Here is a 14,221-nt window from a genome sequence, read left to right as displayed (position 1 = left end):
CTGATTTAAACCCTATTGAAAAAAAATGGGCACAGGCTAAGTTTCTACGACAAGGGTGGATGGAGAATAATTTACCTAAACTGTTTCATGATATGGGTTGTACCAATTTTATTTTGGATTGACTATAGTTAACTATTTAGCCCAGCAAATCGAAAGCTTCTTATTTTTCTCCAATACACTTAAGATTCAAACTAAGAGTTACGAGAGGCGTTTTACAGACTGGGCTATAAAACTACGTGGAAAGCGTAATATAGAGGAAGTCGTAAACCTTGTTGATGAAGCTGTTATACCCTTTCTAAGAGGCTATTTATCAGACTTCAAAAATAGTTTTCTACAGATTAGACATTATGACTATAATCCACAATATCGAGAGCGCTATATTTTAGGTTGCCTAAATACTGAACTATGCAAACAAGCGGGACTGACCCCCCTTAGTCCAGACAACATACAAAAGCTTCAAATTGAACATATTCTCCCGCAAACTCTGATTAATTTAGATGCAAGTGATGAGTTTGATGAAGAAGAACGTGACAAATATACTTTTATGCTGGGTAATACCACTCTACTTGAGAGTCAAATAAATCAAGCTATTAATAACTGTAACGATCTGTCCACTGATTGGTTTGGAATGAAGCAAGCAGAGTACATACATTCCAATTTTGTGCTGACTAAGTTATTGAATGATCAATATACTATTGGCAAGAACACTGGTCTAAATCGCCTAAAGAATAAGCTAAACTGCCAGTTTGATGAGTGGACTAAGACGTCAATTGAGCAAAGACAGCAAATGTTAATGGAGCTAGCCTTTGATCACTGGCAGCTTAATGGTAAGCGTTTAGATGAGTATGACAGAGCAAGTACTGTAAATAATATAGAGATGTGATTTATTTGAATTAGCAAAACAGGTCACTTCTAAGTAGTGGCTTTTTTTATGAATCAAATTTGTAAGATAGTAACTAGTATATTTTACCGTGAGTATGTTTTTTAGGGTTGTATATCGAAGCTTAGAGAAGCCATGCAGATAAAATTCTGCTAGTTAAAACGATAATATAATTAGCTTTTTTTATAAAAAGCTAATCAGCAAAATATTTTAACTGATTCAGTGTTAAGGCGGATAGTAATGGGATTAGAAAAAAAGATAGCATTAAACATCTCCAAAGAGCTCTCTAATAAACTATCAAAGAAAATAGCTAGACAGACTATCAGGTGGATGCAAGGTCAAAGCACTACAATAGATCTAGGTTGCCTCGAGAATCTCTGGGATGATGTTTGCTACCAGTGTCAAGGGGGATCACGAACTTACTCATGGAATCAATATGATTTTGCAGTTGTGGTATATGTCATATCACGGCTTGAAGAGCTCAGTGAATATGAAGCTAATGCAATCTGGTTACAAACTGAAGATGCCTATGGTCATCTAGTCGATATGGAAGACAGCGGTATAAGCATAGATAGCAGTTTCACACCAATGAACTCACCTCCCTATGTAGATGACATAGCAAGATATATCGCTAATAAATATATTTATGAGCTGGCAGCCAGTTGGCGTAACGATAGACTCCGACAAGCTCTTGGATACGATTAAAAAAACTGCACTGATCGTATAGATATTCCTAGCTATATTTGGCTAATTCATTTGCATTCTTCTATATCGCTATTATTTACACACGGCAAGATCTAACTGAAACCTTTCACCTTTTGGCTATATTGAGATTAATAAACTATGCAATTAACTAAGCACGAGCATATAGCACTTGAAATTTTAAAGTCAAAAGACATCACTGTAAACGAAGCTTATAAGCTTGCTAATGACTTTGTTAGCAAATCTATACCTGCATACGAGTACTCTAATGCTGAAGAAGACTGGATTGAGCAAATTTGGCAATGGGCTGATGAGTTTGAAATCTCTGAGAATGAAGTTCCTCGGAATAAAGACCAGCTATTATTGATGACTCGTTTAAGAATTTCAAAAAATTACGATCGTCCTTTTACTGCTATGACTTATTTACATGATAATGTTTGTATGCTGACGAACTTAATGGAAATTCATGTTAGTGATCATGAACTAACTGAACTACCTAGCAATATCGGAAATTTAAAAAAATTAAAAACAATAGATGTTGGACATAATCAATTAATAGAGTTGCCTGCTAGCATATGCCAACTGAATGAGTTAATGGATCTTAATGCTGAAAGGAATCAGTTAATCAGCCTACCATATGAACTAGGAAATCTAGTTAAACTAGAAGCGATTGATTTAACAGGTAATCGGCTAAATGAACTACCACTTAGTATTGGCCAACTAACTAATTTAGAATCACTCTATGTTCGTGAAAATAGTTTAAGTAAATTGCCAGATAGCATAGGTTCATTGGAAAATCTTTCAGAGCTACGTATTGAAGAGAACTTCTTAACAACACTACCAGCTAGTATTGGCAACTTAACTAATTTGCAATGGCTTCATATTTACAAAAATCAATTAACTCACTTACCTGATGAGATCAATCAGCTGTTTAATCTAGTAGAGTTACGTATCGATCAAAACCACTTATATAAATTACCAGCCAAAATTGGAAAAATGAGAAGCTTAAGAGTTTTTGATATAGGTTACAACCATATATGCGAGCTGCCTCAAGATATCGGACAATTAGAAGGGTTGGAAGAACTATATGTTGCTTGCAACCAAATAGCTGATTTACCCATCAGTTTTTTCCAACTTATCAACCTCCGAAATCTTTCATTACCTAGTAATAGAATTACAAAATTATCTGAAAGTATTAGTAAGCTACGTGCACTTAAAATATTTTATATTACGGATAACATGCTTAGTGAAATCCCTGATAGTATCGGCAAATTAATGAATTTAGTAGAGTTTGATATTGGAAAGAATAAAATAACTGAGTTACCAGGATCGATTGGAGAGTTGTCAAACTTAATGAGTTTATATCTTGGAGGTAACAAAATAAACAAGCTACCTGATAGTATTAGTGATCTTGAAAGCATTGAATCTTTAGTTTTCGATAACAACTCATCAATTCAACTATCTAGCTGCGTCGAGGAATTCCTAGATACAGTAGACAATACTGAAGATTTTAGATAATGACTGTAGAATTTTTATATCATTCGCTGTATTTATCTATACGCTATAGACAACGTAAAGAGAGGTTCAATTTATCGCACCAGATACAGCGAATCTTGTAATGCACCCGATCGATCTTCTTATCTTAGAGTATCGACAGTTCTTATCGACGTAAGCCTTGCTTAAGTCACAAAAGCAGCCACCCTATCATGAACTGCTTCTTCGCTATACAAAACATCCATTTCAATATGATAGCCCTCTTTCTGTCTTAAATGCCTTAAGGTGTACAAGGATTTTTCTATATGGCTATCGATAGTATCTATAACGTCTTTCGTAATACGTTCATTAAGCGAGGGACGATATATGAATAATCCAGCTTTAGCTTCTTGGCCTGTTAACAGACATGCTTTTTGTATATTACTACAACCCAAATAATCTAAGTTAAAGCTCAAGGCATTTTTTTCTAGGTAATCTGCTGACACCACAGTCGCAAATAAATGCTCGTTTGCAAAAAGACTATTTTCTTGCTGTGGCCGCCAGATGGGTAGATCTAGAGCAATCTTACCACTATCAATATTACTTTCTAGTAGAATGTCTTCTTCCTGATAATATTCAGTTTTATTGATGCTCTTTAAGCTTTGCTTTAACCCCTTGCGTAGTTCTATTGTATTGAGAACAGGCGCTGTAGCTTTTTTCTTTTCTTGAAAGTGATCCATGTGTACATAATCACGATATAACGAATCTAGAATCGCTTCTACAGACAAGCCCTTAATAGGCATTAATGTCGTATAGGTCAGCTGTGAAGAAGGCGGATAAGAGTACCCTACTGTGTTTAATGCCGTCGATATAGACTGTAATAACAATCTTAGACCTTGAACGGCATTTTTACCGTAGATACAAGCAAAGCCTTTTAAGCTTGAATGAGCCAGCTTAAAATGAATTTTTTTATCGCCGTCTTCTATAAAACCAACACCTAGATTAAATACTTCTTTAGCTACAATATCGGGTGTGAACTTTATGACAAAAAAATGCCCCTTAACAAAAGAAGCCGTCGCATGTTTAGGTTGTAGTAAGCTTGTCCAATTCATAATGACAGCATCCCATAGCGTTTACTTAGAATATGAGTGATATTATGATCTCTACTTTGCAGAAATGCTAAGAATTTCTGCCATATTTCACGATCTTGATCACCTGATAATGCATCTACCCAAAACTCACATTCAGCCATAATCTGCCTAATAGCTTTAAATTTTTTCAAAGCTGTCTGTATAATGAGATTGCCTTTTTTGCTATCAGCCTGTATATCTTTAATCACTAGATCAGCCAGATAATTACTATAGTTACTATGTTCAATGAGTCCTGTCGACTGCCAGTTTGTGCCATCCTCTATAGCCAGCTTACCATTATCTATTAACCAAAAATCTTTTGCGTTAGCCGTTAAAATGTTACGAGGTAACCGATCTGTATTTGCCATGATCTCATCACAGATTAACGCTTCTTTAAAATGTGGCCATTTTCTGAGTTCACTTTCTATGGCTTGTCTACTGTGATTATATCTAAGCGATAGTGCTTTGGCATATATACGTTGCGTAGCAAACATAGGGATAATATCATGAGTCTCATAGCTTTTTTTAATACGATCACTAAGATCATTCCATAGATGAGTAAGGCTCTCTTTGGGCATCAGCACTAAGAATGCTTGCTTAGGCTGTGGCACTTCATACAAGCCACAAATTAGATAACCGATAATCTCATTGAGGAGACCTCTGTCACCCTTAGCGATATACGGATGATCATAGGCATACGCTTTAAAATAGACAGGTATATCTTCACCCTCATAAAACACGTTACCAGTGAAAACATCGCTTACGATATCGTTTTTTTCGGCAGTGTCTACTCTCAATATATCGAAAGGCTGAATCGTTTTAATAACAATATCGTTCATATTAAGTCATGCCTATTAAGCAGTTACCCTAAAAGTTAGCCTTACTCACTCGCAGCGAGGGCAGCTCCAACTGTCACTTGACCATTCATTAACATGGGTAACAGCCAGTCTCTAAGCTCAACTAGTCGGTTATTCTCTTTTTTCAAAACCAAGTTATGTTCAAAGATTGGTTTTAACTTCTCATCAATCCTCTCAATAAGCTCGATTGGAGGTAAAACAATATTAGCTTGTTTTAGATGCTCTAAGGTAATATGACCCATCGTTGTTTTTCTTAAATCAGCCATCATTTTGAAGTGACTAAGATAATTCATCAGCTCAAAATAGTAAAAGCTCTGAGGATAGTCGTCTGAAGTAACTTTAAAAATATGCTGGTTAAGTGCGCCTTTACCCTGCGACCAAATTTTGACATCTAAAGTAGCTGACCACGAAAATAGTAGATCACCATCATCAACAATGGCCGCTTTTGGTATGTCAGTTCTGGCTTTTTCAGTGTCTGGGCTAATACCGTTATTCATCTCACGGATTTTGATTACCGGTAAATAATCGTCTCCTGTTGAACGATACTTTTGCATCGCTAAGCCATTATAGTAATTTGCAATATCCCACAAAGTACTTTGCTTCCACCCTTCAGGTATTTCACGCTTTAACACTTCGTTATAAACCATCTTACCGCTAGACGACTTGTAAGGCTTACCATTTGTATCAGGAAAATCAAATTGGATAAACCAGTAGTCATATAGCGTCTTTGCCATGTTTTCTAACTCAGAATTAGCTTGGTTATTAAGTTCGATTTTCTTTGATATATTAAGATATAAGTTCCCTATTGCTAACTCTAACTGTCTAGATGATAAGCGAGGTATTTTAATATGATCCAGATCGCCTTTTCTAAAATGAGGAATAACTAAGCCAACGTGAAAGTTTTCAATTTTTTGTTGTATGAAATCTGATCTTAATACTGCAAACAAGTATTGATAATCGATTTTTTCAGAATCACACCGAAAACCCATCATATCTTGAGCAAAGCAAAAATTCACAGGCTCTGGCACTAGACATACACGACCTGGAGTTCCTTTATTGACAAAAATAATATCATTAGGTTCTGGATGAGCACGAAACCAAGACTGCATTACTTCATCATTTACATATCTCACATTATCAAAGGTAGGATAAATGCTTTTGTGCTTAATACAGTTAGTTGCTATTAAAGGAGTGCCAGAGTCACTGATTGGCACTGTTTTCCCCCTATTATCAACTATGGTAGTTAACAACTCTGTGAGCGGCGTCATCTTAGTCTTCATACTTTAACCCCGCCAACTGCTCTTTAATTTCATCTTCGAGTTTATGAGATTGCTTAAATAAGCCCTCTATATTACTTGTAAAGCCTTGCATTTTTTCAGCGAACTGCTCAGCAGTAATATCGACATATTCTATTTTTACATCAAAGTACTGACCCGCACTAAAGCTATAACTTTTTGCCTTGATATCATCATAGCTGACAATTACTGACAGGTTATCAACCTGCTGTTTGTTATTAAAAATATTAACAATTTGTTGCTCTTCTTCAGCACTCAAGACTGTCTTTTGGGTTTTCCCCTCTTTAACCTTATTGCCTAGGTTGGATGCATCAACCAATATGACATCGCCATCATTACTATCATCGATAAATAGTATCGATACATTTGTCCCTGTAGTAGCAAAAATATTTGATGGCATAGAAACCACACCAGCTAGCATCTTTTCATCAATTAGCTTTTGTCGAATTTTTTTCTCGATACCAGATTGAGCCGTTATAAAACCAGTAGGGATAACCACCGCTGCCTTCCCACCTTTTTTAAGCGATGCAATGATATGTTGTAGGAACAACTGATATATTTCCATCTTATCTTTACTTTTGGGCTTAATTTTCGGAATACCTGCAAAAAAGCGTTCTTTATTTTCTTTGCTGTCTAACGCATCGCGATAGTCACTAAAGTCGAGCTTAAATGGTGGATTGGAGACGATATAGTCAAACTGCTTAAGTGTCTCACCATCTTTATGATACGGGTGCAAAATGGTATTGCCCTGAATCACGTTAGGTATTGAACGCACTAAATTATTTAATATTAAGTTTAAACGTAATAGGTTAGATGACTTTTGTGAAATGTCTTGTGTATAGACCGTGCAGCGGTCTTCACCGATAGCATGAGCGACGTTCATCAGTAATGTCCCCGACCCTGCCGATGGGTCGTAGCACGTCACATTCCTGATATTTGCACGCTCAGCCTGTGGTACAAGGATCTCTGCCATGATACGGGCGACTGCGTGAGGTGTGAAGTACTCAGCATACTTGCCACCTGAGTTGCTGTTATAGTCCTTGATTAGGTACTCAAATATACCTGCGTAAAAATCAAACTTTTGATTAAAGATACGCTCAAAGCTGAACTCGACCAGCTTATTAATGACCGCGCGACAAAAGTCATCACGCTTAGACTCGTTAGCAATAAATGTACTAAGGCGGTCAAACAATACTACTTTTGAACCATCGTCAGCTTTAACCGCAAAGATGTCGTTATTTTTGGTGGCAATATCTATCAGGGTATCATCAAACAAATTTGCAAAATCTGGCGCATTACTTTGATTAAATAAGGTGCTGATAAAGTGCTCAGGCTCTAAGCGTGCAGTATCCGCGCTCATCTGCATCTGTAGCATGTCGTAGTCATCTGCACTCATTGCTTTGAGTGCCTCTTCCCACTTATCAGCTGCTGCCACTTTTTCATCTATTTTTTTAGCTTCATAGGCAAACTTATCATTTAAGAACTTGTACAAAAATATCTGAGTGATGATCTTAAACTCGTTACCATCGTTACCGAGTCCATAGTTGGCACAGATGCTTTTTAGGCTATCAATTAACTCTTGGGTTTTCGCTTTAAATTCAAGCTCTAACATGCTCTTGCTCCAGTGTAATATTCATTGGTGTACTCATTGACGACCAATTTGCTAACGTAACGTACGCTATCGTTATTTAGTTTTATTTTGTCTTGGCTGGCGTCTTTATTGAATCGCTTAATAACAATAGGCATCATCTGTTTTTCAAAATAGTCTCCATGCTCAACAATCTGATTGCTATTAAGTACCTTTTCATCGGCGTCATCTTTTATCTGCGCTAAGATCTCATGTAACTTATATTCTGAGAGCTTTTTATTTGGTGATTGCTGCTCTTGCTCTCTTAATCGCTTATGGATGCGTGCATACTTGGTATCTCCGCCATACTTTTGACTCAGATTGGTGTTCTTACGATTTAGCTCTTTGATGCGATTATGAATCTTAGTCAGCTCATCAATGTTTGCATTCATCTGCTCTTGCGAGACTTCGCTTAGCTTCCTTTTTTTGAAAATACGTTCAAGCTCTTCTTTTAGACTGATAAACTCGGGATCTTTTGGGTCAAAATTGTCTGTCATCGCTTCACGCGTTTTACGTAGTGTACTCTTGAGCTCATCAGCCAGTACCAGCTCTTCTTCGCCTATTTTGGTAAATTTAAAGATCACATCTTCTAAAGCTTGATTGAGTAGGTTGCTAGTGGCTATCCCTTGCTCTAAATTTTGCTTGGTATTGAGCAGGTCAAGATGATGGCTGGCTTCACGGTATAAAACATTGAGCTTTTGAAAATCAAGTGACTCTAAAATCTCATACTCACCTTGCAAGCGGATCAGATTATATAAGCTTCTAGCGTTTGCCAATACTTTTTTGAGCGCTCGCATCTGCCCTAAATCTTGTATTTGGCTAATCTGATCACTGAATACTTCCATATTGTTAGTATTGTATTCAAACAGTACTTCTTTAACCTGCGCGATCTCCTCATGAATCTCTTCTTGAGTTTTAAACAGGTTTGAATAATGCTCAAGTTCATCGCCCAGCTCTGACTGTAGCTCTTTAAAGTAGGCTTTATTAGTCTCTTCAAACTCTTTACTGATATCAGCGAAATCGACCACGTAGCCATACCTAAAGTCTTTATAGGTACGGTTGACGCGAGTCAACGCTTGCAATAAGTTATGCTTGCGAATGACGCGGCCAATATATAGCTTCTTTAAGCGCTTGGCATCAAAGCCAGTCAGCAGCATGTTGTAAACAAACAAGAAGTCTGTTTTACCTGCTTTAAAGTCCTCAACCCACTCTTTACGATCTTCTTTTGTGCCTACATCGTGCAAAATTAGCTGGGCAGATTTGACTTTAATTTCTTCATGACGAATTTCTGCTAATGTTTTAGCATTTGAATTAGACGTTTGGTTATCAGTAATTGCTTCACCTTGTGCATAGAGCTTGTTAAAGATCTCATACATCTGCTTGGCTTGCGGTGCGCTATCACAGATCACCATACCGCCAATACTGGCATCCGCTAACGCCCCACGGCTGTTTTCAAAGTCTTCGACGATGTATTTTAGCATGGGGTCGACAAAGCAAGAGTGCGCATATATTTTTTCCCGCTTAACGTCACCTACCAGCACCTGCGCTTTAGCCAGTGCTTCCTGTAGGATCAGTTTGTAGTTGGTAGATATTTCTTCTCTTATCAGACGCAAGGTATAGCCATCAGCAATAGAAGCGTTGTAATAATACTTGTGAATGTAATCACCGAATAACGCTCTTGAATTATAGTCATCTCCCAACAGTGGTGTACCTGTTAAACCAATTTTAATAGCGTTAGGATCTGATTCTTTTAAATTTGCTAAAAAGCTGCCTTTAGGGTTATAGCTACGATGCACCTCGTCTAAAAAATATACGCGCTGAATATCAACATTATAATCTTTGGTGGCGGTGACGTTTGGATCATTCTCAAACTTTTGAATATTAACCACAGTAATCTCAGGCTCACCTGCATCATTATGAATGGCTTTAGTAGCCTTGATGTCACGAGCAAACTCATCTCTTGAACTCACCGTTTTCACTCGCAAACCGCGAGCGGTAAACTCACTTTGCGCTTGTTGTAGTAGATCTAAGCGATCAACAATAAAATAAAACTTTGGCGTGATGTTTTGTTTTTGGAAATAATCCGTCAAATGCGCAACGTTATAATAGGCTAAGGCAGTTTTACCGCTGCCTTGCGTATGCCAAATGATGCCCTTTTTAATGCCTTGATCCAAGGTGTTTGCAATGGCCTTAGTCGCAAATATCTGCGGATAACGCATGATATGCTTTTCAATACCCTTAGTCTCATTCACATAAGCCAGCGCATACCGTAATACAAACGCTAAGCGCTCACGGCTAAGCAATGAAGTACAAATGCTATTAGTTGGGCGCTCAGGCTGCTTATTTAACTGGAACTCTGGACTGTTATGAATAACGGCCAAGTTATTGTCTTTAAGTACAGCAAGCTCTTGTTCTTGGCTGATAGGCTTCAATAAAGCGGTATAGTTAAAAACTTCCTCTTCACGAAAATAGTTAAATATCGGCTTGTGATAAGAGCTACTAGCATAAAATGCCCCTTGAATCGGCTCAGGGTCACCATCTGCATAAGGCATGTTATTAGAGAAGATCATAAACTGAGTCATATTAACAAAGCGTCTGAACTTAGGATTGCTAAAGCGCTTATTAATTCGATTACGCTCGTCAATAACACCATCTCTGTTATTGGGTTTTTTGACCTCAACAAAAACCAAAGGCATACCGTTAATCAGCAAAATGATATCAGGACGAAACTCTTCATCACCATTTTTATAAGTCAGTTCGGTGACGACGTGAAAACTGTTGTTATTAAAATTTTCAAAATCAATAAGCTTAGTACCTGATCGCGCTATGAGTTTTTCAAAAAAGGTGCGACCAAGATCTTCATTATCTAGTACTAACTTGATGTCATCAAATAGTCGTTTAGCCTCGTCTTTTTCTAAACCCTGATTGATACGCATCACGGAATCATAAAAAATATCCGTGAAAATATTGGTGTCAGTATCCCACGTAGCTGATGATAGTGGTAAGTATTCATAGCCTAGCTTCATTAAGTGTAAAATTGTGGGGATTTTGACACGGGAGTCTTCGTTAAATTTCATAGGATAAGCTCATGGTTAAAGTTCATTTTTTATTTTATAAACATAAATCTAATCGTATCTTATCATCTATTAATTTGATAACGATGCTTTCAGTAAAATATGACAAGGCATTCTATTAACAATCATAGAACGCCTTACCCATTTTTTTACGTATAAGCTTGCAGTTTTTTATAAAGCCCAGAGCTTACTTTGTCTTTCCTTATGTTTTGATAGCAAATTTTGGATGGCTTTCTGAGTCTCTCGGCTCTTCTCCGTACAAGCGATCGCATCGTTTTCCTCATCATCAGACGGTAAGATAACTGGCATCTGCTTGAGCTCTTTTAGCGATATATTTGCAATCGTTGCCCCTTTGATCAGGCGTGCGAGCTGCACCTTACCAAAGTCAGACTTTAAGTATGTATACAACGCTTTAGGATCAATTTTGCTCGAAGTCACACGTATCACAATTCCAGACTTGTTTACCGTCCAGCGCTTGTTCCCTGTGGTAGGAACATCTTCAGGTACGATACCAAGCTTGCCAGCACTCCCTTTTAGGATCATAACAATATCATTAGGTTGCAAAAACCCAGCTTCATTTTTTGCTCGTACCGCTTCTGATATATTTACTTCTTTAGTAGGTATAGCAATATCGCCGATATCTTCAATCTCGCTTGCACCTACTTCTAAGACGGTATAATCTCCTTCATCCGCATTAAAAGGTAAGCCACGTTCAAATCTAACCAAGCTATCTAGACTTACGGTTTCAGCCTTTGCGATAATTGACTTAACCTTTTTTTCCTCAGGACTCAATATATAAGCCGCGCTATATAGGCTATAGTCTTTGTCTATGATGTTTTGTCGATCAACCGATAAAGCATACTTTGTTTCGTTATCAGACTCGATATGAGCTAAAATACCTTCGATATCTGTTAGCCCAACTAGCCATCGATTTGTTGTCTTATCAACAAATTCAGACTCTGATAAATCAACGAACCGCACCTGATCATTCCCCCCTTTAGGGTCTAGAATCATCATAGATGTTTTGACACCCGTACTTGTCCAAATATTGCTAGGTAATGAAACGATCGCTTTTACCATGCCTTTATCAATTAGATATTGTCTGACAGGCTTTTCCATACTAGAAAACAGTATACCCTCTGAAACAGTGATGATAACTTTTTCAGAGCATTGTCTAATAAGATGCATGACATCAGCGGTTTCTATCTTTTTTGGTATAACCTCATATCTTCCGTAGCGATCATTGTCAGCATTCTTACTTAAAAACCTTGCTCCCATTGGCGAGAAGCTAATGCCATAATCAAATTGCTGCAACTCACCTTTAGTCGTGAGGTAACTGGGTGATGACAAGTGATCTGAATAACTAACTTTAAATTTATTTGGGCTAATTAATGATATTACATCTGCTAGCATTTTGTTGTGAGCAACGTACTCGTAGCATACCTGATTATTCTGCTCGCTAATCATGGGGCATATAGGCAATGTTGCTGTCGAGGCAACATAAATACTTTTTCCTCGTAATTCATTCAAAATAGCAGCTGTTAATTCATATAAGCTGATATGAGCATAATAAGTATCGTTCTGCGAGTTGCCAGTATTCTTAGTGATCATCGAGACTATAAGCATTTGCGTTAGCTGATCAAAATCTTGCTCAGAAACATTCACTAATCTTTGTACAACTTCGCTTATTAAAGCTATTGGCAGTTGATTTAAAGCATTAATATTAGAAAATGCCCTTCTTATCTGCTCATTTTCGCTACTCTGTAAGCTTTCTAATAATGCTAACCATTTATCTTTATTTTCAGCAGTACTAGCATTTAGTTTGATACCATCTGGTAGCTGATCGCTTAGAGAGAGAGAATGAATTGCTGTCATTTGTAAAACAGCATCGTTATTATTAACAGAAATATTATGCTTTTTAAAAGCACTGTCGATCTGCTCAACTATTTTCTTGACGTTTTGATTATGTTGCATAAGGCATGCCTTTTATAGATTATTTAATGAATACGAGCTATCTCTAGCACGTCGTCGGTCATAGCTGTTTAGATGATATGCTGTTATCAAAGTATCGTTTTCGGATACTGCCACCACACCACCTTTCTTCGAAATCTGTTTCAGCGTTTTAATTATCATCTGCACTTCTTTTACGTCAAACGCCTTGCCAGCTTTCATTGCTTCATAACAGCCTAGTTTCATTTTGATTTCTCCATTTGATTAGCATTTATATATTCGAATTCAGCTAATAGCTCTGTTATGCGCTTTTTGTTAAGAACTATTTTATCCCCTCGCACCTCTCCAAACGTCAACGTCATATCTAGCTCAGACATGCTTATCGCTCGTTGGCTCATCCTAGCTTGTAAATGTTTTGTTGCTTTCATGAGTTTGTCCTTATCATCCATCATTTGATGAGATAAGAATAAGCGAGTTCATTTCATTTGTCAAATAATACTTTTGTTCCATAATTAATATATTTGTAACTATTTTTATATGCTAGTGGTTAATTTAAAATAAACTAGTTGAGAAAAGCACACACATAAACTCTCATAGCCTCTTAGATATAATGCTAATGTGTGTCTTGCTGCTTTACGCAGTAGATGGGTGCTATGGGAGGATTAATGCTACAAATTGGTGAACCAGAACTGGCACAGAAATGAAAAAAGGTTTTTTAGTGATAATGTATATTTTAGCTGATTTTATAACGACACCTTATACATGGTTAAACTCTGAGTAATACTTTGATACAATTAATAATGAGATAAACCCCATTATCTATCTTGCATCCAACACTATATTGCTGTTGGTCTATTTGTTGGTCTATAATTATATTACTAAACAATAAACTTATATTTATCAAATACTTATACCAATTGTTTGACTTCCTCCTTCACCGCCAATCTTATAAGCTCTGTTAACACCTCCTGTTTTCACATCTTTTTCTACCCTATTCCAAACGAATTTTTAATAACTAACGCTGTTATAAAACCATATCGTTGTCAAAAATTATGCTTGACCTTAATCTAATTAAGGTCAAGCTTTTTTGTATCTAAAGATAGCTAAAATAAAATAGCGGCATCGTTAAAAGCCTATATATAATTTCTTGCGGTATTAGAAACGATAAAATAGCGAGGCTTGGTTCATCACTGAAAATGATCCTTCAAAGACTTATGCCGCTTAATCATTTTT

The 14,221-nt window shown here is 37.0% G+C and carries 11 protein-coding genes; 3 read left to right on the top strand and 8 right to left on the bottom strand.

The genetic code is table 11. From position 1 onward, the window contains the following. Positions 1 to 97: 97 nt before the first annotated feature. The 3 genes from WAZ74_RS08635 to WAZ74_RS08625 all read left to right on the top strand — a co-directional run bounded on the left by WAZ74_RS08635 (position 98) and on the right by WAZ74_RS08625 (position 3,100). The gene (locus WAZ74_RS08635; RefSeq protein ID WP_422307862.1) at positions 98 to 883 is read left to right on the top strand and encodes an HNH endonuclease family protein; all 786 of its coding nucleotides are present in this window, start codon (positions 98 to 100) and stop codon (positions 881 to 883) included. A gap of 237 nt (positions 884 to 1,120) precedes the next feature. Further along, a complete protein-coding gene (locus tag WAZ74_RS08630) occupies positions 1,121 to 1,585 on the top strand; it encodes a hypothetical protein (protein ID WP_422307860.1) in 465 nt (154 codons plus the stop codon). 138 nt (positions 1,586 to 1,723) lie between these two features. Continuing rightward, positions 1,724 to 3,100: a leucine-rich repeat domain-containing protein gene (locus WAZ74_RS08625; protein WP_422307858.1), complete on the top strand. Its 1,377-nt coding sequence runs from the start codon at positions 1,724 to 1,726 to the stop codon at positions 3,098 to 3,100. 161 nt (positions 3,101 to 3,261) lie between these two features. Here WAZ74_RS08625 and WAZ74_RS08620 read toward each other — a convergent pair whose 3' ends face one another. The 8 genes from WAZ74_RS08620 to WAZ74_RS08585 all read right to left on the bottom strand — a co-directional run bounded on the left by WAZ74_RS08620 (position 3,262) and on the right by WAZ74_RS08585 (position 13,416). Then, on the bottom strand, positions 3,262 to 4,167 hold the full coding sequence (locus WAZ74_RS08620) for a hypothetical protein (protein WP_422307856.1): 906 nt from the start codon (positions 4,165 to 4,167) through the stop codon (positions 3,262 to 3,264). Next, on the bottom strand, positions 4,164 to 5,024 hold the full coding sequence (locus tag WAZ74_RS08615; protein ID WP_422307854.1) for a hypothetical protein: 861 nt from the start codon (positions 5,022 to 5,024) through the stop codon (positions 4,164 to 4,166). The genes WAZ74_RS08620 and WAZ74_RS08615 overlap by 4 nt, the downstream gene beginning before the upstream one ends. Before the next feature lie 41 nt (positions 5,025 to 5,065). Further along, positions 5,066 to 6,322, bottom strand: a complete 1,257-nt coding sequence (locus WAZ74_RS08610; protein ID WP_422307852.1) for a restriction endonuclease subunit S — start codon at positions 6,320 to 6,322, stop codon at positions 5,066 to 5,068. Further along, positions 6,312 to 7,949 (bottom strand): HsdM family class I SAM-dependent methyltransferase, encoded by a 1,638-nt coding sequence (locus tag WAZ74_RS08605; protein WP_422307850.1) that lies wholly within the window; start codon positions 7,947 to 7,949, stop codon positions 6,312 to 6,314. Before WAZ74_RS08605 ends, WAZ74_RS08610 begins: the two co-directional genes overlap by 11 nt. Beyond that, entirely contained in the window at positions 7,943 to 11,041 is a 3,099-nt protein-coding gene (locus WAZ74_RS08600; RefSeq protein WP_422307848.1) for a type I restriction endonuclease subunit R, read from the bottom strand. The genes WAZ74_RS08605 and WAZ74_RS08600 overlap by 7 nt, the downstream gene beginning before the upstream one ends. 168 nt (positions 11,042 to 11,209) lie before the next feature. Beyond that, positions 11,210 to 13,012 carry an N-6 DNA methylase gene (locus tag WAZ74_RS08595; RefSeq protein WP_422307846.1) on the bottom strand — a complete coding sequence of 601 codons (1,803 nt, stop codon included), beginning with the start codon at positions 13,010 to 13,012 and terminating at the stop codon, positions 11,210 to 11,212. Between the two features lie 12 nt (positions 13,013 to 13,024). After that, positions 13,025 to 13,234: a hypothetical protein gene (locus tag WAZ74_RS08590; RefSeq protein WP_422307844.1), complete on the bottom strand. Its 210-nt coding sequence runs from the start codon at positions 13,232 to 13,234 to the stop codon at positions 13,025 to 13,027. Beyond that, positions 13,231 to 13,416: a hypothetical protein gene (locus tag WAZ74_RS08585; RefSeq protein WP_422307842.1), complete on the bottom strand. Its 186-nt coding sequence runs from the start codon at positions 13,414 to 13,416 to the stop codon at positions 13,231 to 13,233. Before WAZ74_RS08585 ends, WAZ74_RS08590 begins: the two co-directional genes overlap by 4 nt. Positions 13,417 to 14,221 lie beyond the last annotated feature (805 nt).

The organism is Psychrobacter sp. (assembly GCF_049295055.1).
Classification (GTDB): domain Bacteria; phylum Pseudomonadota; class Gammaproteobacteria; order Pseudomonadales; family Moraxellaceae; genus Psychrobacter.
This window is presented reverse-complemented; position numbering and strand designations above follow the sequence as displayed.

Excerpts from the sequence above, each read along its gene's own strand:
- WAZ74_RS08630 (WP_422307860.1), top strand. The coding sequence starts at position 1,121 with ATGGGATTAGAAAAAAAGATAGCATTAAACATCTCCAAAGAGCTCTCT.
- WAZ74_RS08585 (WP_422307842.1), bottom strand. The coding sequence starts at position 13,416 with ATGAAAGCAACAAAACATTTACAAGCTAGGATGAGCCAACGAGCGATA.
- WAZ74_RS08625 (WP_422307858.1), top strand. The coding sequence starts at position 1,724 with ATGCAATTAACTAAGCACGAGCATATAGCACTTGAAATTTTAAAGTCA.
- WAZ74_RS08615 (WP_422307854.1), bottom strand. The coding sequence starts at position 5,024 with ATGAACGATATTGTTATTAAAACGATTCAGCCTTTCGATATATTGAGA.
- WAZ74_RS08595 (WP_422307846.1), bottom strand. The coding sequence starts at position 13,012 with ATGCAACATAATCAAAACGTCAAGAAAATAGTTGAGCAGATCGACAGT.
- WAZ74_RS08620 (WP_422307856.1), bottom strand. The coding sequence starts at position 4,167 with ATGAATTGGACAAGCTTACTACAACCTAAACATGCGACGGCTTCTTTT.
- WAZ74_RS08610 (WP_422307852.1), bottom strand. The coding sequence starts at position 6,322 with ATGAAGACTAAGATGACGCCGCTCACAGAGTTGTTAACTACCATAGTT.
- WAZ74_RS08605 (WP_422307850.1), bottom strand. The coding sequence starts at position 7,949 with ATGTTAGAGCTTGAATTTAAAGCGAAAACCCAAGAGTTAATTGATAGC.
- WAZ74_RS08590 (WP_422307844.1), bottom strand. The coding sequence starts at position 13,234 with ATGAAACTAGGCTGTTATGAAGCAATGAAAGCTGGCAAGGCGTTTGAC.
- WAZ74_RS08600 (WP_422307848.1), bottom strand. The coding sequence starts at position 11,041 with ATGAAATTTAACGAAGACTCCCGTGTCAAAATCCCCACAATTTTACAC.